The organism is Burkholderia sp. MSMB1078WGS (assembly GCF_001528895.1).
In the GTDB taxonomy this organism is placed as follows: Bacteria; Pseudomonadota; Gammaproteobacteria; order Burkholderiales; family Burkholderiaceae; genus Burkholderia.
This window is the reverse complement of the sequence record NZ_LPDI01000045.1, coordinates 37,806-60,959: the sequence shown is the minus strand read 5'-3', so window position 1 is coordinate 60,959 and position 23,154 is coordinate 37,806. Positions and strand designations below refer to the sequence as shown.

Genomic DNA, 23,154 nt, shown 5'->3' with positions numbered 1-23,154 from the left:
ATGGCGTCAGTTGTGGCCCGTTCCGATGGTCGCGGCGGCAGGCAGACCGACCCACGGCGCGTGATGGAAGTGCAGGCTGTGGTCGCAGGTATTGCTGACCACGGAGTCCGTCAATTCGATGTAGCCGATCTTGACCCAGTTCTTCAAGTCCGGCGCGCGGATCCCCTGGTCGGACGCGAGAATGTCGAACCGCAGGCCGTTCGGATAGTTCTTGATGCTCAGTTCGTCGCGAAAATCGTCGCCGTCGTTGCGCGGAACGTCCGGCGATCCGACGAAGCGCAGCCACACCGGTTCCTTGTGTGGCTGGCCGTTTGCCTGCCCGAGCTGCGCCACCGGGTATTGCTGGCGTATCGCGGCCTGGCTGAGGTCGGGCGTTAGCTCTGCCGCCGCGAATGTCGTTGCGATCGCGGTGCCTTGTACGGCGAAGAAGGGGAGTCCGATCAGGCTCAGATCGATGATGTCCGAGTTGATGGCCGCGTCGAGGAAGTGCGCGATCGGTGCGCCAGGCGCGTCGGAAATCGCATGGAAGTTGGCGGTCTTGACGACCAGGCTCGGATCGAGCGTCGGGAAGATCTTGCCTGCCAGGCCGAAGGAGCGCAGCTGGCTGCGCTTTTCGTTGCCGCCGATTTCCGATGCGCGTACAACGATCAGGCCCTTGCTGCCCTGGCTGAAGTAACCGCTCCAGGGTGTCGCGGCGGTGATGTTCCAGGTGCCGGCGAGGCAGATACCGATCGGATGGACCAGCTTCTGGGTCGGAGGGATGAAGTCCTCGAATGAACTGAGCGTCCGCCGGGCGTCCTGGTAGAGCTGATCACCGTGCGAATACATGTCGACGATGTTCGATGTGTAGTGCGGGTAGCCCCCGGCGTACGGATCGGATTTCACCTTGCTCCATACGTCGTTGAAGCTGGACCCCTGATAGTCCCCGGCCGCCGCGACGGTTGAGAACGCAAGGGCGGCGATCGAAATCGCCGTCGACAGGAAGTGTCTTTTTTTCATGGAGGACTCTCTCATCAGTGTTTATCAAGGACTGCTCTCGTACAGGGGGAGTTGACGCCTGATCGTCGACCTCGGTTGCACCGGCTCCTCCGCCAAGACTTGTTTCTTCCTGCATCCGGGGGAGATCGCAGCGGCCAGCCAGATCGGCGGCTGGAAACGCCGGGGCCTGGAGCAGAAACACGGCGGCGGAACTCAGTCCGGCCGCGATCAGGGCCGCATGGCTGATCAGTTCGAGATGGATTCGCATGGCAGACACCTCGTGGCCTCGGCGGCGGTGCAGACCTGGCAGGTCGTGACGCAAAGCGCCAGGACCCGATCTAAATATTGGTGCTCGCGGTATCCGCCTCAGCAGCAGAAACATGAAGGCCTACGCATGCAGTACATTGATGGCCCACGTGACCGGACGCTGTGATCCGGTTACGCGACGTTGTTGATCAGATGTTCGTGCTGGGCGGAATCCGGCTGGGTAGCAAGTACGGATACGGTGTTGTGCGCGTTAAGTTGCGGTTCGCGATCGTCGTTTCAGCTTGCTGCAGCGCCTCCTGGAATTGCTGCAGCGGGCCGCCGCTTCGCGTGATCCGCGGATCGGTGATCAGCGGCCGATACGGGAACGTATTGCTCAGGTACTGGCCGAGCCGCCGGTAATAAACGCCGCCAAGCAATTCGAAAATGGCGAGCCGCTCGACTGCAGCGACCATCGGCGGCAGCATCTGGTTCCAGTTGTTCTGGCTTTGGCCGTTTGTGCTCGTCGGTGCCGGTGCGGACAGGAGTGCCGACAACGCGGGCGCATACGTGCACAGGTCGGGCTGCGAAAAATTGATCGCCGCATGCTGTGCGCTTGCGTTAAAAATCACAAGCGTCAGTACGTTCGCGAGCTGCTTCCTAGACGTGATCGGCACGAATCCCTTCACGTGCCCATTGTTCGCAACGTCACTGACCCACGCGGCCAGTTCGTAATCGTTGGTCACGTCGCTGTCGGACTCGTAGTACACGTTCACATAGCTGGCAGTCCACGCGGCGATCGCGTTCCAGATCAGCAAGCCGTCGTCTCTGTACGGGTAGTTCGGCAGATGAGCCGGGTCGTCGACCTTTCGGTTCGCAAGGTCGGTCGGCAGCATGTGCTGGTAGAAGTCGAATGCAAGTCGGTCGTTTGCCACGCCTTGCGCGATGGTCGGTGTCGGCGCCGCGAACAGCGTATTGATGAAGCCGAGCGGGACGGGCGGCAACAGGATGAGCGACGCTCCTTCGTTGATGAAGAGCGTGCCCTCGAAATGCGGCGCAAGCAGTACGTAGAGCGGATGGGTCTTCGCGAGGTTGCGGTTGGTCGCCATCGCGAACACCTCGCTCACGAAGTGCGTGCGCGACAGGTGCACGAACATTTCGTGATAGTTCTCCTCCGCGCCCTGGACGACCATCTTGGCCTCCTGCCATGCCCAGTATGCGGATGCATTGCTCGGCGGCGCGGGCAGGAAAATCGGGTACGCGGACGGATCTTGGCCGCACTGGATCGCGACAGGTGTCAGGTCGGTGCCGCCTTTCGGGATTGCGAACAGCGCGATAGGCGCATACGAGTAGCCGGTTCCTGTCAACAGCTTCGATACTGGGCCGGACGTGGCGATTTGTCCGAGCGCTGCATAATCGAGCAAGTAAAGGCGGCTTTCAAGCGCCGCAGTAGCGAGATCGTCGGCTGCCCCCATCACCTGCTGGTAATGCGCGTTCGTCACCGGAAACTTGGCCGGCAGGCTCGAAATTCCCCGAATCAGCACGGGGTTTTGACCGCCAACACGCAGGTACGCAAACATGCTGTCTTCGTGAAACGTGTTCGCAATCGGCGGCAAGGGAATGGTCGCGAACAGCGCCCGGTAATTCGCTTCCGTACGGTTGCTGTTTTGCCCTGCGAAAAGCGAATCGATCTGCGGAATGATCTTCTGGATAAGTGTGTTAATCGTCTTCAGAACACCGAGTAGAGTGGTCTGGAGCGTCTGGATCTGCGTACCCGCTGTCGCGCTGCCCGGATTCGCAACAAGTGCGTTGTAGGACGATTGCGAAGACGCGATGGTCGCATTGATCGAATTCAGCTCGCTTTGCCAAAGCGAAGCGGCTATTGCCGGTGCGGCGGCGAGGAAGTTCGCAAGGATCTTAACCAGCACACCGGCCGCTAGCAGCAGCCATTCCACCGTCGGCAAATCCGCCGCAGTAACGGTGGCCGCCATTGGGATGTTCGCGGAATTCGGAAATCCTTCCGTCCACACGTAGTTCAGCTTCTGTGCTTGCGTGTACGTGGCACGAGTGAGTTGTCCGGCTAACGTGTCCTTTTGTGGCAGGACAGGCACCGGCACGCCTGTCGTCACAACGACGCCGGTCTGGCTGGCAGTCTCGCTCGATGTAGTGGCTACGCCGGTGATGACCGAGTTGAGCCAGTCACCAAGGCCGGTCAGCAAACCCGCCTTGGCGGCCAGCGGCACGCCAGCGACGCCAGTCAGGATCGCTGACGTCTTGATCATATCTCTGCGTTTCATTTTAAGATTCCTCGTAACAGGACGCACTATCCAACATGAATTAACCCGGCCGATAGTAAGTATTACTTAATATTTAGGTTGATATGAATCAAGTATGGCGGGTAAAGTTGAGTGTCAATGAAGTTGATGTGCCCGTCCGAAGTCGGCAAGCTGCCTTGCATCTTGTTCTGTCATCGCATCACGATCAGTCTCGCTTACTTCTTCAAAATTTCTGGCCAAAATGAACACACGGCCTCTGGATCCATTCGGAAGAGCTAATAGCCCCGCCGCCAACAACTTACAAACTTTGGTATCCTATTCATTGTGGCTCCAGCATGATTCCTGCGATTGTTCTGAGTCGTGAAGTCTTCGACAAGATCAAGGAATGGTTCTTTGCCCGCCGTTTGTATTCGCACATCTCGCAACAGGACGTAGGCAAAAGGCTAAGTTACTATCCTGTAACTTACAACAGTGAAACTAGAGGGCGGTCTCTAGAGAGTGAGTCGACAGAGCAGGCCATCCTGCCCATGACCCTGCCTCGAATCCACGTACAGCAAGAAGTTTGATAACTTTTTTGTCTGTATGGAGAAGAGCATGGCAGAGAACGTGGTACCGAGACGGCAGTACACGAAGGAATTCAAGGTTGAGGCGGTGCGGCTCGCTGAGAGCATCGGCAAGCATGAAGCCGCTCGCAGGCTGAGCGTGCCGGTGGCCACGTTGGGAAACTGGTGCCGTGATCAGCATAGTGGCAACACGGAGACGGCGACAGGGCCGCTGCCAGCGCGCCGGTGTCCAGCCGTCGTCCGGTCAACGATCTGGAAGCGGACGTAAGAAGGCTGCGCAAGGAACTGGCCAGCGCGAAGCTAGATATCGATATCCTTCGAAAGGCAACGGCATACTTCGCGAAGGGGTCGCGATGAAGTATGCGTGGATCGATCAGCATCGCGACCGCTACAGCGTCAGCCGGCTTTGCCGGGTTCCGGGTGTGTCATGCAGCGGCTATTGCCAGTGGCGTTGTCGGGGCCAAATGGGCGAGCCCAAGCCAATGCCGCGCTGGACGCTGAGGTCGCCGCCATTCATCGCGCCAGTCGCGGCAGCTATGGCCGTCCTCGTATCGCGCGGCAGTTGCGTGCTCAGGGCCAGACGGCGAGCGCCGAACGCGTGCGTCGCAGCTTGCAGCGCCATGGGCGGCGTCCGGTCTACAAGCGTCAGTATCGGGTGACGATGGATTTGACGCATCGCCTGCCGGTGGCGCCGAATCTGTTGGATCTGCGTTTCGACGGCTGGCGGCCCAATCAGACATGGGCAGCGACATCACGTTCGTCAGGACCGGCGAGGGCTGGTTGTATCTGGCAGCGATCCTGGATCTGGCGAGCCGGCGCATCGTTGGCTGGTCGATGTCAGAGCGGATCAACGCAGATCTGGTCTGTCAGGCGTTGCGCAGCGCTTGCTGGTAACGCAAACCGCCGCCGGGATAGCTGCTGCGCTCCGATTGCGGCAGTCAATATGCCAGTCGCGCGTCCCGGAGCCGACCGCTGCGTTCAAGATAAACGTCTCAATGAGCCGCCGTGCTAACGCTTGGGACAACGCACCGATGGAGAGGTTCTTCAAGATATTGAAGGTCGAGAGAGTCTATTAGAACCACTACGAAACGCGTGCCCACGCCCGCCTGGATATCGTCGACCCGATTACAATCGCCAACGCCTGCATACCTCGATCGACTACCTTACCCCCGTCGTCTACGAGGCCATGGTCTGCTCCAGGCGGAAACGTGCGCCCGATGTCGTAGCTGGTGCGGCGCGCTCGTATCGGGAGTTAACGTGCGAACTCGTTTGCCGAGAATTGCGTCTCACGACCCTGCAGCTTCATCACGCACCGAACGAACGGCGTACGACCATGACACATTCCGAGCTGATCTGCTCCTAGACCTTTTGGCACACCATAGACCTGCATGTTGGTCAGCCAGAAAATCTTGAGTTGCGGTTGCAGAATCCAATCGCGTTGGCGGGGACGCCGCGGATAGAAGGATCGCGAGGCTGCGCGCATAACGTCGGTAACCGGGCTGGGCAATCCCGAAGGCATCTCCGATCGACTCCTCAGGAAGGGGCCGCGATACTTATTGAAGAAGGCATACAGGACTTGAATCTGCGACCGAGCTCCGCCCGGGCGCAGATCGCGCTCGCCAGAATGAGTGATTTCGTTGGTAAGGCGCGGCTCCTGACCTCGCGCTCACGGGGTTTAATGAGTTCACGATTCACAATTTCTTCGAGCATTTCCTAGCGTGAGCGCTCCTCCGAGGGGATTCTTGGCGTATTGCAGATGTAGAAACCTGATCGAGCTATCGTGACAATAAGGTTTGCTGAAGACTTTATGAATAGAGCCTCGGCTCTAAGCAAACCACTTGCAAGTTACACATGTGTAACTTAAGTTATAGATAAACATAATATTTAAAATTGCCAATCGTCATTGAGTGAAAAATTAAGAATTAAACCAACGGCTTCCACCAAACATGGGAGGGACTCAATCAATTCAGCACCATTCGCACATCGATTCCACAAATCACCATTTGACATCACGCGAGGTCAATTATGCTACGCGCAAAATACTACAAAAGGCTAATTCTTGAAATATTAATTATTTTCTCCCTAATCTCTCCAGCATATAGTGGTGCTTCAGAGCTTTTCCAAGCGGTCGGCTTGGCAAACGAACAATATGCAAAGCAGCAAGGACCGTTTGACATTGCCACAAATGCAGTCGTTAGCGATTGCCGTGGCTTTCTCGGAATAATTGCAAAAATTGTTGCCTCCGCCCCAAATTTGACTTGCGGGACAGCTTTTCCGTATGGATTCTCGAGCCCAGTCAGTACGGCAGTATATTACCCCACGGACATCGCTAATTTAAGTAATGTGCCGGCAGTAGTGTTTGTTGGGGGAATATTGTCAAATACCGGCCAATATAATGATCTCCTGAGACTTTGGGCGAGCTATGGCTTTGTAGTGTTCACGGTTGGTGATTTTATCAACTCGACCCCTGCCATGCACCTTCTTGGCTTGTATGAACTATCTAAGCTGAATAATGATCCTACATCCCCCCTGTTCGGGAAAATTGATTTGTCGCATACTGTCATTGCCGGACACTCGGCAGGAGCACAAGCAACACTGCAGACCGCAAGCCTACCAATAGGATCCCTTAAAATTATTAGTAACAGTATCAATATTGTGGGCGCACTTCCGATCGAGCCCGGGCCGCTTGCGCTTGGATCGCTAGTTACGACCAAAACACTTATGCTTACAGGAGCAGCAGATACTGTGGTTCCTGCAATCACATGGCCAAATATTTGGGAGCTCCCAACAATACAACAGGTTCCCGCGTGGGGAGCAACGGCAACAACAGCGACTCATTTTAGTCCGGTTCACCCAATTTATCAGGATGAATTTGCCGGAATTTCAACTGCATGGATTCTTTACGCCGGGAAGGGCGACTCAGAAGCCAAGAAGTATTTTGTTGGGGATAATTTTAAGCTCTCACAAGACCCTCAATTTATCCAAGGTGGGCTGGGCGCTGCAGTCGGCCTTGGCGTTTCAAGAAATACCCTCGCCAAAGCATTGGTGAATTAATACCAGAAACGGGAAATCACCCGAAAAAACGGTTGAAATGGTGTTTATGGACATCATTTCAACCGGATCCAGATATGACGCAACGATGTCTTCGGGTAGTCTTTTTGAATTATCAAGTAATACCCTCGTCCGCCAAACGAGCCCCGCTCTTTTGCTATCCCGGGTCCCGCTCGCAATACCACCGCGTAAAGCCCAATGCAATGCTTCGGCCACATCGAGCCGGCTCGAACGGGCGACCGACTATCCCCGCCGTAACTTGCGCCGCAAAATACGCATCGATAGGGCGACTCCAGCAACAGTACGCTCACCCTATACGGCATCCGGCCGTCGATGGGCAGTAAGGGAAGCTGGCGGAACATCGTGCTCGTCGAGCGGCTGTGGCGCAAGCGATCAGGAAGCATACCCGCCTGCGAGCCCTGACGGTCGTGGACATCTTTAGTCGTGAGCCGCACCGCCTCAACCTTGAATTCCATCGTGTACTGCCGTCTCGGTATCGCGTTCTCTGCCATGCTCTTCTCCATACCGACAAAAAAGTTATCAAACTTCTTGCTGTACGTGGATTCGAGGCGGCGTCATACCTTGGGGTGTGGCAGGTCCATACATGATGTCTAGTGGGCAGCGCGTTGCGAATGGGCGTAGCCATACGCTAGACATTCAATCAGGTGTACCGTCGGGTACATATTCGAGCAAATCCCCCGGCTGACAAGAAAGCGCTTCGCAAAGTGCTTCCATTGTAGAGAAGCGAATCGCGCGAGCCTTACCAGTCTTAAGCACTGACAGGTTCGGAAGGCTTATCTCGACAATCTCCGAAAGCTCAGTCAAGCTCAGCTTACGCCGCGCCAGCATGACATCAAGGTTGACAATTATGGCCATGGTCAAATCGTCAGGTTGGCTTCTTCGTCCAAGGCCGCACCTCTTTTCAATACCTCCGCGCTACCAAGTGCCAAGCCCGCAAGAACTAATTTGTCAGGCGGTGTCACAAGTGCCAAAAAGAAAAAAACCGATACTTCGAAATGTACTCTGGGATCCAGTAGTGCCAAAGACAGGTAGGCTGCCGGGAAGGTGAATAGATCAAGTGCCGAAAATGTGAGCAATAAACGTCCAACCCGCCGGAGGGCACGGGCGTTCCGAAGCGACAACAACTTGTTGTTCTGCTCAGCGTTGCCGAAAGTCAGTCGCAGTGACTTATAGACCACGACGATGACAGTCAGCTTGGCCAGGCATGAGCCAATCAGGATCGCCAACGTCAATGCAGGAAAGTGGAGGTAGGGGATCCCTGGGCCACCGCCTATCTTCCATGTCGAATTGACAAGACCGAGCGCTGCCTGTACTGGCTGAAAAGTTATCGAGTAGACCGCCCATGCGCCAAACATCCACGTGATCGGTCTGAGATTTGAGTCGTGCCAGTTGCCACCGTTGGCGATCTCCTCTTCCGTCTTGTTATCCACCTGTCCGTCCCCCATTTAAAGATGCAATCATCACATGGAAGCCCATGTTGTAACCAACTGTCACACAATTCTACCTTGAAAATTAATGATAATCAATATTATATTATCGTTTATCGTTAAACAACTGCGACCGTCCACGTCGCTCAACTCATTGGGGAACAAATGAAGAAACTGCTCAGCGCACTCACTATCGCCACACTGCTGGCAGGGTGCGTAGTTGACTCTCACACAGCTCGCTCGGGTGCAAGAGGGGCGCTTATCGGTGCGGCTGGGGGGGGGGCGGCCATCAGCGCTCTGACGGGCGGTAATCTGGCGCAAGGGGCGGCGCTAGGCGCGGCCGCGGGTGCCACTGTGGGAGTTGCCACATCGGGTCACGAGCGCCATTACTAATCGTTAGGACTTAGCGATATGTGCCAACCGCTTGCCGATAGCATCGCCGCCTCCTCGACCGAATCTGCCGAGGCGGTTGGTACTATCTCGACCGGCATTGTCCGGGAAATTGCAACCTCCGCGTACGAGATTGTATCTGACCACAATGCGGTGTTCAGGTGGATCAGCCAAGCTCCCTTGGCGGCCTTCGAGAACAAAACTGCATTGGAATTGGCGGTAACTGGCAATGGTGATTACGTGCTGCAGTTGCTGTAGACATTTCAAAGTCAAAGAGAAGCCGGCGGGTTACAGGGGGTGACAAAATACGCGCTTCAGGGGGGGCTCAAGAAACGGATTTTTTCGTACGCTCAGCGCTCGCAACGGGCGATTCGAGTGTCTCTGCGCGCGGCTCTCCCGCCGGTCACACTGCAGAGATTGAATGGCCGGTATCGGATGTGGACCAGTCTTCGAACGGCGGCTGTATGGGACAGCCGGGGCGACAGCAATTGCCCGGGGTTTACCGGCTCACGCGATCCGCGAGATGCAGCGTGCATCCGGGGACACCATCGATGCCAGCCGTCGATCTCCGGCGCAGTTCACCAATCCCCGCACCGGGCAGTGCTCGAACGGCGGCATGTTCGTGTGGGCTATGAAATCCGTCATGTATTCGACCGCTTGAGCCGCATCGCGACTGAAAATCTTTCGGCGGGGTGGATGCTGACAGACACTTCGAAACTCTTGCCCGCAGAGTCCAGATAGCGCCGAACGATCTCGAGGGCCGCCGTTCCCGCCTCTACGCTCAGCCGCTTTGCCATCTCTTCCGAAACCAACACCGCCTGGATCCCCTGCTGGATCTCTGTAATGCTGTGCTCGTAGCGCTCCTCAATCAAGGTGCTGATCAACCTGCCGGGCTGTTCGCGTGCGATATCCGCCACGTCGGCATAGTCGGGCGCGATATATACGTCCGTCCATCCGACCGGCGCACGGCTCTTTCCTCCATCGATACGCAGGCTCGATATGCGCAGAAACCGCGCCCCTTCAGCACATTGCAGCGTCTTGGCGAGGTCGCGGTCCGCGACGACCACCTCTGCCGATTGTACGAGCCGCAGATGTTCGGAGCCGAACTGGGCCAGATCGTCCACAGAAGCAAGCGTCGGCCGGAACTGATTCCTGGGGCGCGATGACTCGACGCGCGTTCCCGCGTTTTTGCGGCGTGACACCAGACCCAACTGTTGGAGTTCATGCAGCGCGGCGCGCACCGTATGACGGCTCGTGCGGTAGTGATCCCGCAATTCCAGCTCGGTCGGAAGGACGCTGCCGACGGGATAGCGCCCCGAAGCGATAGCTTCAGTAAGGTCGCGCGCGATTTCCGAAAAGTGGGGTCTGATGCTCATCTTGTCTCGGCAAATGTCTTGTTCTGTTCGCTACGGGTAAATCATAGCTTGTCTCGATATGTCCGCACATATTAACCTAAATATGTCCGGACTTATTGCCAGCTAGTCTTCGCGCCGTCCGCCCCTTTCGTTCGAAATTCCTGAGGTCGTAATGACAAAAGTCGCCGTTCCGATGGCCAGCACCGTGGTCGACTCCATCCTGTTTCGTGACGCCTTTGGCACCGCCAAGATGCGCGCGCTGTTTTCCGATCGCGCGCTGATTCAACGCTATATCGACGTCGAGGTCGCGTTGGCGAAAGCAGAAGCACGCGTCGGCGTGATTCCCGCCGATGCAGCCGACGTGATCGCGCGTGAGTCGACAATCGAGCGCATCGATTTCGATCACTTGCGCGAAGAGACCGATATCGTCGGCTATCCGATCCTGCCGCTTGTGCATCAACTGGTCGAGATGTGCGGGGAAGCGGGCCGCTACGTGCATTGGGGTGCGACGACGCAGGACATCATGGACACGGCGGTCGCGCTGCAAGTGCGCGACGCACTCGATTCGATCGATGGCGATATCCGCGAGCTGCGCACGATTCTCGCGGATCTGGCGAAGAAGCATCGCGACACGCCGATGGCCGGCCGCACGCACTTGCAGCAAGCTTTGCCGGTTACGTTCGGCTACAAGGTCGCGATCTGGCTCGCAATGTTCGATCGTCATCAGGAGCGGGTTGCGCAGATGCGCGAACGCGTGGCCGTCGTCGAATTCGCGGGCGCGGCCGGCACGCTGGCATCGCTTGGCGACAAGGGCTTCGAGGTGCAGAAGGCGCTCGCCGAGGAACTGAAACTCGGCGTGCCCGCAACGACATGGCACGTCGCGCGCGACGGCTTCGCCGAGGCCGTGAACCTGCTCGCGCTGGTCACGGGTTCGCTGGGCAAGATCGCGCTCGACATCATGATCATGGCGTCCACCGAGTTCGCGGAAGTGTACGAACCGTTCGTGAAGGGACGCGGCGCAAGCAGCACTATGCCGCAGAAGCGCAATCCCATTTCCAGCGAACTCATGCTCGCGGCGGCGAAGGCCGTGCGCCAGCACGCCGGCCTGATGATCGACGCGATGGTCCAGGACTTCGAGCGTGCGACCGGCCCGTGGCATGCCGAGTGGATTGCGATTCCCGAAGGCTTCATCCTCACCGCGGGCGCGTTGCATCAGGCGAAGTTCGCGCTCGGTGGCCTTATCGTCGATGAAGCGCGCATGAAGCACAACCTCGGCATCAGCAAGGGTTTGATCGTCGCGGAAGCCGTCATGATGAGCATGGCGCCCTATACCGGACGTCAGCAGGCGCATGACATCGTGTACGACGCATGCCGCACGGTGAACGAGCATGGCGGTACGCTCGCGGAAGCGCTCGCTGCCCTGCCGGAAGTCACGAAGCACTTCGACCGCGCAGCAATCGACCGCATGACCGACCCTGCGAACTATCTCGGTCTCGCACGGCAGATGGTGGACCGGGCCATCGCGCTGTCGAGCGAAGTCTGAACGTAAAGGACATGGAGGAGCACGCGATGCATAACGAACACGCATCACACCACGACGCAAACGTCGCAGCGAAGAAGAAGCTGCCGTGGTACCGCAAGCTCGGCATGCAGGTGCTGTTGGCACTCGTCATCGGCATTGTGGTCGGATTGTTGTTCCCGAAGTTCGGCGCCCAACTCAAGGTGCTCGGCGATATCTTTCTCGCACTCATCAAGGCGGGCGTCGCGCCGCTCGTGTTCTTGACGATCGTGCATGGTATTGCTTCGGCGGGGGACGTAAAGAGCGCGGGTCGTGTGGGCTGGCGCTCAATTGTCTACTTCGAAGTCGTCTCGTCGATCGCGCTCGCGTTCGGATTGCTCGCTGGCAATCTGCTGCAGACGGGCAAGGCGATGACGTCCGTCACCGTCGGCGCCGTGCCCGCGGTCGCGGCCAAAGCCGCACCGCAGGGTTTCACCGAGTTCGTCATGCATATCGTTCCGGACAATTTCATCGGGGCGTTCGCGAAAGGCGAGCTGTTGCAAGTCGTCGTGCTTGCGGTGATGGTCGGTATCGGCATTCTAGCCATTCCGGAGCGCCGCCGCGTGCGCATCAACGAAGGGCTCGATCTCATCTCCGAAGTGCTCTTCTCGTTCATCAATCTCGTGATGAAGCTCGCGCCGCTCGGTACGCTCGGCGCGATCGCCTTCTCGGTGGGAAGCAACGGCACGGCGGTGCTAATCGCGCTCGCGCAGCTCGTGTTGAGCTTCTATGCCGTGATCGTGCTGTTCATCGTCGTGGTGATGGGCGTGATCGCGAAGCTCGCGGGATTCAGGCTGTGGCGCTTTCTGCGTTATATTAAGGATGAGATCTTCATCGTGCTCGGCACTGCCTCATCGGAAAGCGCTTTGCCGCGCCTGCTAATTAAACTCGAACGGTTAGGTTGCGCGAAGCAAACCGTCGGGCTGGTGTTGCCGACGGGCTATGCGTTCAATCTCGACGGTACGTCGATCTTCATGTCGATGGGTGTGATGTTCATCGCTCATGCCTACGGCGTGCCGATCACGCTGGACCATCAGATTGGCATTCTGCTGCTGATGCTGCTAACGTCGAAGGGCGCGGCCACGGTGTCGGGCGGCTCATTCGTCGTATTTGCGGCAACTGTCACGTCGACTGGCATTCTGCCCGTGGAGGGCCTGGCGTTGATCTTCGGCGTGTATCGCTTCATGTCGATGGCCATCGCCACCTGCAATACCATCGGCAACAGCCTCGCGACGGTCGTGATCGCCAAGTGGTCGCGGACATTCGACGAGACCATCGCGGAGCGGCATCTGCACCCTGAACGCTACCCTGAAACCGCACGGGCAGACGAGGGCCTTGCCGACGGCAATCTGCTGCCTGGAGACATGAGCGACGCATATCCGGATCCTCACGGAATTCCGCTGAACGGCGCCCGAAACACACCTTGATTTGAATGCCCCTGCTCTGCGGCGCGCGGCGATATAACGCTGTGCTCAACTCAATCATGAAACTGATTACGCGCTATGACCACACCATCGCGAACCGAACATGATGCATTCGGTGCCATCGAGATTCCATCGGATCGATACTGGGGAACGCAGACGCAACGTGCACGTGTTCGGATTATGTCCGTTCGTCGGAAACGCGGTCGCGCCGATCTTGCTAACAAGAATCTGTACGTGCCTGGGAGGGCGTCCGACTAGCTAGCCGGCTCTGGCCGCGCTGATCGGCAGTTCGATCTTCGATCAGCGAGAAGATCATCGAACGCGAATCTGATGAGGCACTCCGCCTGGCCGCGTCGATCAAACAAGGGACCGTGACGGCCTCCCTGGTCTTGCGCAAGTTCGGCGCGTATCCGCGGCAAAAAATAGCCTCGCCGTTGGTCTGCCCGAACGGCGGGTTCCCGCGATTCATGTGCACGCACTGCCGGCAGCGCTTCACCAGGCGACGGGGCATGCCGTTCCTCAATACGAAAATGAACTCGCTCGACCGCATGCGTCTTTTTATTCGCCACCTGTCTCTGCCGCTGTTGGTCATGCAGGTGGCAGAGCTCGTTGGCACCCGTCACGGCATGATCCGGAAATGGTGCAAGATGTTCTCGGAATTCGCGGATCAACTGGAGCCCGACAGCAGCTTGTCCGCACGAATTCAGGTGGGTGTCGAACCTACCGAGACGACACCATGCCCGTTCTGCGGTCGCGTGGGACGCACAGCATACGGACAGCGCGGCTGGTCGTGTGGCGGATATGGTCGGTCGTTTTCCATGCGGCGCAAGGTCGTTGACCACAACGGGCAGTTGCACATTGTGGCCGGTACCGAGTAGGGTGTATTCGCCCCATGCATACGCGGAGTGCGTTGCAAGAACGAACCGTTTCTATCGATGAAAAAGCGAGCTCTATCCCGGCCCAGGCGGCTGACACGCACGAAAGAGATGTTGTTGCCACTGTCATGTGCCAAGGTGCGCGCGCTTTCGCTAGAAAACCATCTCGCTCTTGCGACCGCCCGCGCCGGCCACGGTGACTTCGACCAACTCTGCTGCCTGATACGCATCGTCTACCTCGCGTACTTCATGCGAGGCGCGACCGCGTCCGGCGCGGATCTCGAACTCTATCGTCATGCCGAGGCTGCGCTCAACGCGTGCATCAAGCGCATCGAGCACGATGAACCGTGCCTGCTGCTCGAGCGGGAGCAAGTCGCGGTTGAACGCGTGCTGGTGCTGCACGACGAACAACTGGCGGCCGTGCCCAAGTTCCGCTATCTGGAGGCGTGGGAGCAACTGCAGCGCTTCGTGGCCAGCGCCAAGCATTCGCCGATTCCAACGCCTGCGGCAGGATAGCGTGGTCGAACGACGGGGAGGCGGAGTCGGGTTTCGATCGATGATGATGAGATAAGCCATCGTCACAATAGCATGATCACTGCTTCAAACTCCCGATTCGGCGAACGCATGGAGCTCTTCGAGACCTTGCGGAGTTGACAATCCACTTCGCAATGCGCCGGCCGGTGACAAATTTAATGCGCGGCCCGTAACCTCATGAATTCTTGAGCGTTTCGCACCTCTCAGACATCAAAGGCTGGCGAACTGACATTTTTACTTCGCAAACGGTGACAACATTATTTTTGTCTACGGCTGCGTGTGATTAGCCGCTTTCGAGCGACAAGCATGTTCAGGAGCTATCGGCGGTAACGTTAGTAGAATAAACGGAGACGGCGAGCGCTCGAACGGACACCTTTAGCAGTATCTACAAACTTCAAAGTGGGCCTCCGCGCGGGCGGCGCCGAGCATGCGTTCGACGTCGGCGAGTTCGAGTTCGGGCTTCGTTTTCATGGTGTTCCTCCGGAATCAGCGGTCAGTTGACGAGTCGGTTGTCGACGAGCTCGATCCAGTGGCGCACGCGCGTGCGGCCCGCGCCGTTCAGGTGAGTCTGGCAGCCGACGTTGGCCGTGACAATCAGGTCAGGCCGCGCGGTTTCGAGCGCGTCGAGCTTGTTGTCGCGCAGCCGGGTGGCGAGTTCGGGCTGCGTCAGCGAATAGGTGCCGGCGGAGCCGCAGCACAGATGGTCGTCGGCGACATTCGTCAGATCGAAGCCGAGCCGCGTCAGGATGCTCTCCACCGCGCCACCGAGCCGCTGCGCATGCTGCAATGTGCACGGGCAGTGGACCGCGACGCGGCGCGGCGTCGCATCGGCCAGCGCGTCGAGCGGTTCGGCCGCGATCACTTCCGCGAGGTCGCGCGCGAGCGCGCTGACACGCCGCGCCTTGTCCGCATAGGCGGGGTCGGAGCGCAACAGATCGCCGTATTCCTTCACGAACGCGCCGCATCCGCTCGCCGTCAGCGCGATCGCTTCCGCGCTGGCCTCGATCGCGGGCCACCACGCATCGATGTTGCGGCGAGCGCGTGCAAGCCCGGCATCCTGCGCGTTCAGGTGATATTCGGTCGCGCCGCAGCAGCCGGCCTCGCGCGCGGGCGTCACGCTGATGCCGAGCCGGTCGAGCACGCGCGCGGCGGCCGCGTTCGTGTTCGGCGACAGCGAGGGCTGCACGCAGCCTTCGAGCATCAGTACGCGCCGGGCATGACGCACGGGCGGGCGCGGCGTGGCGGCCGGCGCCGCGGCCGGGATCTTCTCCTGCAGCGTACCGGGCAGCAGCGGGCGCAGCGCGCGGCCGGCCTTCAGCAGCGCGGCGAAGGTCGCCGGCCGCGGCACGACGTGACGCAGGCCGGCACGCAGCAGGCGCTCGCGCGCCGGACGCCGCGCGCGCTTCTCGGCTTCCGCGCGGCCGATGTCGAGCAGCGTGTGATATCGCACGCCGGACGGACAGGTCGTCTCGCAGTTGCGGCAGGTCAGGCAGCGGTCGAGATGCTGCTGCGTGCGTTCGCCGCACGGTTCGCCTTCGAGCATTTGCTTGATCAGGTAGATGCGTCCGCGCGGCCCGTCGAGCTCGTTGCCGAGCACCTGGTAGGTCGGGCAGGTCGCATTGCAGAAGCCACAGTGCACGCACGCGCGCAGGATCGCTTCCGCTTCGTCGGCCCGGTCGAGGGCCTTGCTGGATTCGCTGAGATTAGTTTGCATCGGCGGTTCGAAGTCGGGTTGGCGTTCAGACGTCTGCGTACAGGCGGCCGGGGTTGAAAATCGCATGCCGATCCAGTTGCGCCTTCAACTGGCGATGCACGCGCAGCAGCGCGGGCGGCAGCGGCTGGAACGGCTCGGACGTCGTGCCTGGCGTGAAGCAGGTCGCGTGGCCGCCCCACCGCGCGGCGAACCGCTGCACGTCGGCCGGTGCGGCGTTGGTTTTCAGCCAGCGCTGCGCACCGCCCCAGTCGACGAGCAGCGCGCCGGCGAGCGAATCGAGCGGCGCGGCGGCCGGCACCGACACGCGCCACAGCGGGCGCGGATCGTCGAAGAACGGCAACGACAAGTCGCGCAGCCGCGGCCAGAACCCGTCGTCGCGATCATCCATGCGCTCGCCGCCGATCGCGTCGCGCGCGGCCTTCACCGAGCCGTCGCCGCCTTCGAGTCGCACGCGCAGCACGCCGTCCGCGTGGCAGGCGCCCGCGAGCGGCAGCCCCGCGCGACGCCATCCGGCGACCCGCTGCACGGCTTCGGCGGCAGCGAGCGACAGCGCCAGATCGGCGGTCGCGCGCGGCTTCGGCAGCACCTTCAGCGACACCTCCGTCACGACGCCGAGGCAGCCGAAGCTGCCCGCGAGCAGCCGCGACACGTCGTAGCCCGCGACGTTCTTCATCACCTCGCCGCCGAAGCGCAGATGTTTCGCGTGGCCGGTGATCACGCGGCAGCCGAGCACGAAGTCGCGCACCGCGCCGGCCCACGGGCGGCGCGGCCCCGACAGCGCGGCCGCGAACATCCCGCCGACGGTGGCCGAGCCGCCGAACGTCGGCGGCTCGCACGGCAGCATCTGGCCGGCCGCGTCGAGCATCGCCTCGAGTTCCGCGAGCGGCGTGCCCGCGCGCGCGGTGATGACGAGCTCGGTCGGGTCGTACGCGACGATGCCGCGGTGCGTGCGTACGTCGAGCGTGCGGCCTTCGACGGCGCGGCCGACGAACGCCTTCGTGCCCGCGCCGCGGATATGCAGCGGCTGGCGATCATGGATCGCGGCGTCGACCTGCGCGACGAGCGCCGCGCTGTCGTCGATCGATTCGGGTTCGCGTTCGCGTCGCATCAGAAGCGCTCCAGTTCGGGAAACGGCAGCTTGCCGTGATGCACGTGCATCGCGCCGAATTCGGCGCAGCGATGCAGCGTCGGGATGTTCTTGCCGGGATTGAGCAGGCCCTGCGGATCGAACGCGGCCTTCACCGCGTGGAAGAACGTGATCTCGTCGGCGTTGAACTGCACGCACATCTGGTTGATCTTCTCGCGCCCGACGCCGTGCTCGCCGGTGATGCTGCCGCCCGCCGCGACGCACAGCTCGAGGATCTTTCCGCCCAGCGTTTCCGCGCGGTCGAGTTCGCCGGGGCGGTTCGCGTCGAACAGGATCAGCGGGTGCATGTTGCCGTCGCCCGCGTGGAACACGTTCGCGACCGGCAGCGCGTATTCGGCGGACAGCGCGGCGATTCCTTCGAGTACGCGCGGCAACTCGCGGCGCGGAATCGTGCCGTCCATGCAGTAGTAGTCGGGCGACATGCGGCCGACCGCGGGGAACGCGTTCTTGCGGCCGGCCCAGAAGCGCTGCCGCTCCGCCTCGTCGCGCGCGACGCGGATCTCCGACGCGCCGGCATCGCGCAGCAGCGTGGCGACGCGTTCGGCGTCCTCGTCGACGTCGGTGGGCGAGCCGTCGAGTTCGCACAGCAGGATCGCCTGCGCGTCGACCGGATAGCCCGCGTGGATGAAATCCTCGGCCGCGCGGATCGCGAGGTTGTCCATCATCTCGAGGCCGCCGGGGATCACGCCCGCGCCGATGATCCGCGCGACGGCGGCACCGGCTTCGGCGACGTCGTCGAAGCTCGCCATCAGCACTTTCACGCTCGGCGGTTTCGGCAGCAGCTTCACGGTCACTTCCGTGACGATGCCGAGCATCCCTTCCGAGCCGGTGAACAAGGCGAGCAGGTCGAAGCCAGGGGCGTCGAGCGCGTCGGCGCCGAGCGTCAGCGTGTCGCCGTCGATCGTCAGGATCTCGACCTTTAGGATGTTGTGCACCGTCAGCCCGTATTTGAGGCAGTGCACGCCGCCCGCGTTTTCGGCGACGTTACCACCGATCGAGCATGCGATTTGCGACGACGGATCGGGCGCGTAGTAGAGGCCGTGCGGCGTCGCGGCCTGCGAGATCGCGAGGTTGCGCACGCCGGGCTGCACGCGCGCGATGCCGGCATCGGCGTCGATCCCGAGAATCCGGTTGAACTTCGACATCACGAGCAGGATGCCCTTTTCGAGCGGCATCGCGCCGCCCGACAGGCCCGTGCCCGCGCCGCGCGCGACCACCGGCACGCCGTGCGCGGCCGCGACGCGCAGCACCGCGCGTACCTGCTCGGCCGTGTCGGGCAGCACGACCGCGATCGGCACCGTGCGGTACGCGGCAAGGCCGTCGCATTCGAACGGTTTGAGCGCCTCGCGCTCGTGCAGTACGTCGAGGCCGGGTGCCGCCGCATGCAGTGCGGCGACAAGTGTGTCGCGATCGACGGTCGCCAGCGGGCCGTCGATTCGTTCGTCGTAGGCGAAACTCATCGTGTGTCTCCGTCTCCACCAACTCCACCATGCAGGCGGCCGCGGGATGCGCGGCGCGCCGGATGGACCGCATTCTTGGCGGGCGAAGGAGACGTGTCCAGATGCCGCAGACGTGGTCATACCAGTTTTTCGAGACGGGCTTAGAGGAGGGCGCGAGCGGAGATATGAAAGCCAATCAACACAAGGGTTTGTGCGAAAATCGATGATATTCTTCCGAAGTGGTCATACCAGTATGGAAAAGCAGGATCGGCAAGCCCCGGCGCGCAATGTCGCCGACGTCGTCGCCGAGCGGATCGAGCAGTTGATTGTCGACGGCGTGCTCAAGGCCGGGCAGGCGCTGCCGTCCGAGCGGCGGCTCACCGAGAAGCTCGGCGTGTCACGCACGGCCGTGCGCGAAGGAATGAAGCTGCTGCGCGCGCGCGGGATCATCGACACGACGCACGGCAAGGGCTCGTTCGTCGCGAGCTTGACCCCGCAGCGCGAAATCTCGCCGATGATGCATCTGCTCGGCTCGCAGCCGCGCACGCTATACGACCTGTTCGAAGTGCGCGGGATGCTCGAGACCGAAGCCGCGCGGCTCGCCGCGCTGCGCGGCACGCCCGCCGACTTCATCCTGATCAGGCGTCGCTACGAGGAAATGACCGCAGCCGATGCGCAGGATCTCGATCCGGCCGCGCGCGCGAAGCTCGACCATGCATTCCATCTTGCGATCTGCGAGGCGTCGCACAATCCGGTGCTTGTCAACACGCTGCAGTCGCTGACCGATCTGCTGCTCAGTTCGGTGTTCGCGTCGGTGAACAACCTCTATCATCGCGAACCGCTGAAGAAGCAGATCGACCGTCAGCACGCGCGGCTCTACAACGCGGTGACCGGGCTGCTGCCTGACCAGGCGCGCAATGCTGCGAGCGAGCATATCCGGCAGTGCGTCGACTATCTTCGCGAGATCGAAGCGGAGGAGCAGCGGCTCGTGCGTTCGACGCTCCGGATCGAAGGATGGACGTGATCGGCCTGGAACGAGCGGCGCCGATCACGTGAATCAAGCGAATCGCATCAGAGCAACGGGTTCGTGGACAGATATGTCACAGCCTGATCAATTCGTGCGTTATGTGTGACACGTTGCACCGTGCGCGCAGTGCGGTCGCCGCCGAGCGGCGCGCTGCGCCATCGATCCAGCAAGGAGGACGTCCACGTCGGATTCCAACGCGTGGCGACGGGGTGGCGAGGCATCCCGATGTGTCTCGACTGCCCCGAAGTGTTTGAGCCGCAACTGCGAGCACTACTGCGTGCCGCTGTCCACGAAAACATCTGCATGATGCTACCAAAGGTGGACGATGTCGACTAGGTTCGCTGCACGAAGGCGATCATCGAGCGGATCGCTGCGGAACTGACCGAAGCGGGGGTGCCGTTTGCGGTTCCGAAGCTCGGCATCATGATCGAGACTCCGGCTGCGGTTCTCACTGCCGATCTGCTGGCGCAGGAAGTCGAGTTCTTCTCGATTGGCACCAACGACCTTACGCAATACATCATGGCCGTCGATCGCATGAATCCCAGCCTTGCCTCGCTCTATAGGACGGAGCACCCGGCTGTCATTCAGGCGATCAAGATGGTATGCGACGCGGCGAAGGGGGCGCACATCAGTGTCGGCGTGTGCGGGGAAGCCGCGTCTCGGCCAAACATGATTCCGGTGTTCGTGAACCTCGGGGTCGAGGAACTCAGTATGAGTCCCAACTCGGTACTGCGCGCAAAGAAACTCGTGACGGAAATCTGATTTCCGATCGGGAAACGCCAGGGGTGTGGCATTGACGATCCACAAGATTCGTATTTGCAACTGCTTCGCGGGCCCGGCTTGATACACGGAGGGGCGGGCGATCTGTCTCGCCGCGCAGGTATCCGGTCTTGTCGGGCTATTTTGCCGGATGGAACTGTCGTCCGGTCTTCTCGAACACGCGCAGCCTTCACACCCGAAAGCCGTTCGAGCTTTCTGCAAAATTGCCTGGTTTCCTTCCACGGCTCGTCCAGTCGGGCGTCTGCATCAAGAACGAGTGATGAGCCGCGAGGCTGCTCGTCGCGCTGAATCGGTTCTCCAGCGTCCGGCGCGTGCGGTCTCACCCCAGCTGCGTTTCACCCAGGCATACCGGGCGATGTCCGCGTGATCCCTGATCGTTATTTTGCCTTGTATTACCTGCCGGATGGTTGCCATCGCTACACAGCCCTGTCTGACAGCGGGTGACGGCATGCGCAACAGATTCGCGGCGATTGCGACGAACGGCGTTGCTAAGTTTAGGACGCAGGGCAGGCCTACTGTCGCATTGATAAATTTTGGCGATCAGCGCAAATCGCGAATCGCAATTGGACCGCTTCAATTTGGAGGTGGACGATCGTTTCACTTGTCGTGAACAAAGAGGCCTCTTGAAGCGAAATCGTGAGACAAATGTAGCGAAATAGACCGACAAATGCCAGTCGTTGCTACATTTTCCGGTGCTTTCGTATGGCGAAGATTCAGATAATGACGGAGGTGGGACGGAGATGGAGATGAACATGCAAGAGATTCGCATAAGCAAATCTGCGCCCAAAAAGTTGTCCGGAAACATGGGGCCGATCGGTCTGGCGCTGATGGTGCTCGCGTTCTCTGCACCTTTGACAACGGTGTCCGGTTACATCCCGTTCGCGCTGATGTTCGGAGGCGTCAGCAGTCCAATCCTGTTCGTCGTTGTCACGATCGTTCTGCTATTCTTTTCCGTCGGCTACGTGACGCTCAACAACATCGTCAAGCGCCCGGGCGACTTCTATGCGTTCGTCAGTTTCGGCATCGGGAAGTCGACAGGCCTCGGTTCGGGCATCCTCGCGGCGGTGTCGTATTTTCTGCTGCTCGCCGGAGTGACGTCGTTCTTCGGCGTGTCATGTTCCGATCTCCTTCATGAAACGACCGGCGCCGTGCTCCCGTGGTACATCCCGACGATCGCATGCTGGATGGCGTGCGGGATCCTCAGCTACCTGCATGTCGAGCTGTCGGCGAAGGTGCTGACGTGGATCATGCTGCTCGAGATCGCAGTATGTCTCATCTTCTCGTTCTTCGTGCTGGCGAAGGGCGGCGCGGCGGACATCTCGGCAACCGCGCCGTTTGCGCCGAGCCAGTTGTCGAAGAGCGCGAGCGTGCCGTTCTCGGTGCTGTTCATCGTCGGTTTCTTCATGGGATTCGAGGCGACCGCGCTGTTCCGGGATGAAGTCCGGATGCCCGACCGGACGATTCCGGTAGCCACGTATGGTGCGGTCATCTTCATCGGCGTCGTCTATACCATTTGTGCGTATGCGCTGATCATGGCCTATGGGTCGCATGTCCAGGACATCGCTACCAAGACACCTGCCGCAATGTTTCCCGACGCATTTTCGAAGTTCGTCAACGGCCGTCTCCATGTCGTGATCTCGCTGCTGGTGCTAACGTCGGCGTTCGCATCGGCGCTGTCCACGCAGAACGTGCTGGCCCGCTACATGCACAACCTCGGCACCGACGGCGCGCTGCCACGATTCCTCGGCAAGGTTCATCCGAAGCACGAGTCGCCCTATCTCGCGTCGATCACTGTGTCGGTGATGGTGCTCTGCGTGCTCATTCCCTTCATCGCGATGGGAGCCAAGCCCGATCTGCTCTACGGGCAACTCTCCGGCGTCGGTACGTCGGGGATCGTCGTTCTGATGGCCATCGTCAGCATCTCGTCGCTGGTGTGGTACGGCCGGAGCGGCAGGCACCAAGGCGTCAGCTTCTTCAAGTCGGCGGTCGCACCCGCCATTTCGTCGATGTTCTTCATCGCGCTCGTCGTACTGATCGCGCAGCACTTCGATGTTCTGGCGGGTGGCGATCCGGGGCAGTACGTGTGGATGTTCTACTGCCTGATCGGTGTGCTGCTCGTCGGCGTCGCACTGGCGCAATACTTCAAGTACCTGCGCCCGGAAATTTTCGAAAGACTCGGCCGCAGCCACAAGGACTGAATAGTTGAGCGACCGGGGCGGACACGTTCCGCCTCATCCTGGGTCGTTTCTCCTTTGATCCCGAGCAATTTCGGGATCTTTTTTTATTTTCCGGCTCGTTGCATTAGATGCGTCCGGCTGTCAGTCACGGCCGGTGCGGAAACGTCACGACTGG

At 60.2% G+C, this 23,154-nt stretch carries 16 protein-coding genes and 4 pseudogenes; 11 read left to right on the top strand and 9 right to left on the bottom strand.

Annotated elements, in window-relative coordinates:
- Positions 1-6: 6 nt before the first annotated feature.
- On the bottom strand, positions 7-999 hold the full coding sequence (locus WT24_RS14260) for a hypothetical protein (RefSeq protein ID WP_060034217.1): 993 nt from the start codon (positions 997-999) through the stop codon (positions 7-9).
- Positions 1,000-1,433: 434 nt separating this feature from the next.
- Positions 1,434-3,518: a lipoxygenase family protein gene (locus WT24_RS14255; protein WP_218921571.1), complete on the bottom strand. Its 2,085-nt coding sequence runs from the start codon at positions 3,516-3,518 to the stop codon at positions 1,434-1,436.
- Between the two features lie 561 nt (positions 3,519-4,079).
- On the opposite strand from WT24_RS14255, the pseudogene WT24_RS14245 reads away from it, so the two are divergent.
- Positions 4,080-5,246, top strand: a pseudogene (locus tag WT24_RS14245) (IS3 family transposase); the annotation flags it as partial.
- An 839-nt stretch (positions 5,247-6,085) separates the two neighbouring features.
- Positions 6,086-7,114 carry an adenylate cyclase gene (locus WT24_RS32755; RefSeq protein ID WP_082742175.1) on the top strand — a complete coding sequence of 343 codons (1,029 nt, stop codon included), beginning with the start codon at positions 6,086-6,088 and terminating at the stop codon, positions 7,112-7,114.
- Between the two features lie 53 nt (positions 7,115-7,167).
- Here WT24_RS32755 and WT24_RS14240 read toward each other — a convergent pair whose 3' ends face one another.
- The 3 genes from WT24_RS14240 to WT24_RS14230 all read right to left on the bottom strand — a co-directional run bounded on the left by WT24_RS14240 (position 7,168) and on the right by WT24_RS14230 (position 8,562).
- Positions 7,168-7,623, bottom strand: a complete 456-nt coding sequence (locus tag WT24_RS14240; protein WP_179949344.1) for a hypothetical protein — start codon at positions 7,621-7,623, stop codon at positions 7,168-7,170.
- 145 nt (positions 7,624-7,768) lie between these two features.
- The gene (locus WT24_RS14235; protein ID WP_060034209.1) at positions 7,769-7,987 is read right to left on the bottom strand and encodes a helix-turn-helix transcriptional regulator; all 219 of its coding nucleotides are present in this window, start codon (positions 7,985-7,987) and stop codon (positions 7,769-7,771) included.
- Positions 7,988-7,989: 2 nt separating this feature from the next.
- Positions 7,990-8,562, bottom strand: a complete 573-nt coding sequence (locus WT24_RS14230; RefSeq protein WP_179949348.1) for a DUF2975 domain-containing protein — start codon at positions 8,560-8,562, stop codon at positions 7,990-7,992.
- Between the two features lie 408 nt (positions 8,563-8,970).
- Here WT24_RS14230 and WT24_RS14225 point away from each other — a divergent pair, with 408 nt between their 5' ends.
- On the top strand, positions 8,971-9,207 hold the full coding sequence (locus WT24_RS14225; protein ID WP_060034204.1) for a hypothetical protein: 237 nt from the start codon (positions 8,971-8,973) through the stop codon (positions 9,205-9,207).
- 383 nt (positions 9,208-9,590) lie between these two features.
- On the opposite strand, the gene WT24_RS14220 is transcribed toward WT24_RS14225, so the two are convergent.
- Entirely contained in the window at positions 9,591-10,325 is a 735-nt protein-coding gene (locus WT24_RS14220; RefSeq protein ID WP_060034202.1) for a GntR family transcriptional regulator, read from the bottom strand.
- A 151-nt stretch (positions 10,326-10,476) separates the two neighbouring features.
- Here WT24_RS14220 and pcaB point away from each other — a divergent pair, with 151 nt between their 5' ends.
- The 5 genes and pseudogenes from pcaB to WT24_RS32740 all read left to right on the top strand — a co-directional run bounded on the left by pcaB (position 10,477) and on the right by WT24_RS32740 (position 14,677).
- Positions 10,477-11,847, top strand: coding sequence for a 3-carboxy-cis,cis-muconate cycloisomerase (gene pcaB / locus WT24_RS14215; RefSeq protein ID WP_060034199.1), 1,371 nt, complete (start codon positions 10,477-10,479; stop codon positions 11,845-11,847).
- Positions 11,848-11,873: 26 nt separating this feature from the next.
- On the top strand, positions 11,874-13,289 hold the full coding sequence (locus tag WT24_RS14210) for a cation:dicarboxylate symporter family transporter (protein ID WP_060034289.1): 1,416 nt from the start codon (positions 11,874-11,876) through the stop codon (positions 13,287-13,289).
- A gap of 326 nt (positions 13,290-13,615) precedes the next feature.
- A pseudogene (locus WT24_RS34340) lies at positions 13,616-13,734 on the top strand (Tn3 family transposase); the annotation flags it as partial.
- A pseudogene (locus tag WT24_RS14205) lies at positions 13,727-14,149 on the top strand (DUF746 domain-containing protein); the annotation flags it as partial. The pseudogenes WT24_RS34340 and WT24_RS14205, both read left to right, overlap by 8 nt.
- A gap of 123 nt (positions 14,150-14,272) precedes the next feature.
- Positions 14,273-14,677 carry a hypothetical protein gene (locus tag WT24_RS32740; RefSeq protein WP_082742172.1) on the top strand — a complete coding sequence of 135 codons (405 nt, stop codon included), beginning with the start codon at positions 14,273-14,275 and terminating at the stop codon, positions 14,675-14,677.
- Between the two features lie 511 nt (positions 14,678-15,188).
- Here the strand turns inward: WT24_RS32740 and glcF are convergent.
- From glcF to glcD, 3 genes are read right to left on the bottom strand one after another with little or no spacing between them, the layout of a single operon-like run.
- Positions 15,189-16,409 carry a glycolate oxidase subunit GlcF gene (gene glcF, locus WT24_RS14195; protein WP_060034193.1) on the bottom strand — a complete coding sequence of 407 codons (1,221 nt, stop codon included), beginning with the start codon at positions 16,407-16,409 and terminating at the stop codon, positions 15,189-15,191.
- Positions 16,410-16,434: 25 nt separating this feature from the next.
- The gene (gene glcE, locus WT24_RS14190; protein ID WP_060034191.1) at positions 16,435-17,517 is read right to left on the bottom strand and encodes a glycolate oxidase subunit GlcE; all 1,083 of its coding nucleotides are present in this window, start codon (positions 17,515-17,517) and stop codon (positions 16,435-16,437) included.
- Entirely contained in the window at positions 17,517-19,016 is a 1,500-nt protein-coding gene (gene glcD / locus WT24_RS14185; protein WP_060034188.1) for a glycolate oxidase subunit GlcD, read from the bottom strand. The genes glcE and glcD overlap by 1 nt, the downstream gene beginning before the upstream one ends.
- Before the next feature lie 232 nt (positions 19,017-19,248).
- Here glcD and glcC point away from each other — a divergent pair, with 232 nt between their 5' ends.
- The 3 genes and pseudogenes from glcC to WT24_RS14170 all read left to right on the top strand — a co-directional run bounded on the left by glcC (position 19,249) and on the right by WT24_RS14170 (position 23,000).
- Positions 19,249-20,019, top strand: coding sequence for a transcriptional regulator GlcC (gene glcC, locus WT24_RS14180; RefSeq protein ID WP_060034186.1), 771 nt, complete (start codon positions 19,249-19,251; stop codon positions 20,017-20,019).
- A gap of 105 nt (positions 20,020-20,124) precedes the next feature.
- Positions 20,125-20,784: pseudogene (locus tag WT24_RS14175) on the top strand (putative PEP-binding protein).
- Positions 20,785-21,479: 695 nt separating this feature from the next.
- The gene (locus WT24_RS14170) at positions 21,480-23,000 is read left to right on the top strand and encodes an APC family permease (RefSeq protein ID WP_179949347.1); all 1,521 of its coding nucleotides are present in this window, start codon (positions 21,480-21,482) and stop codon (positions 22,998-23,000) included.
- The last annotated feature ends 154 nt before the right edge of the window (positions 23,001-23,154 follow it).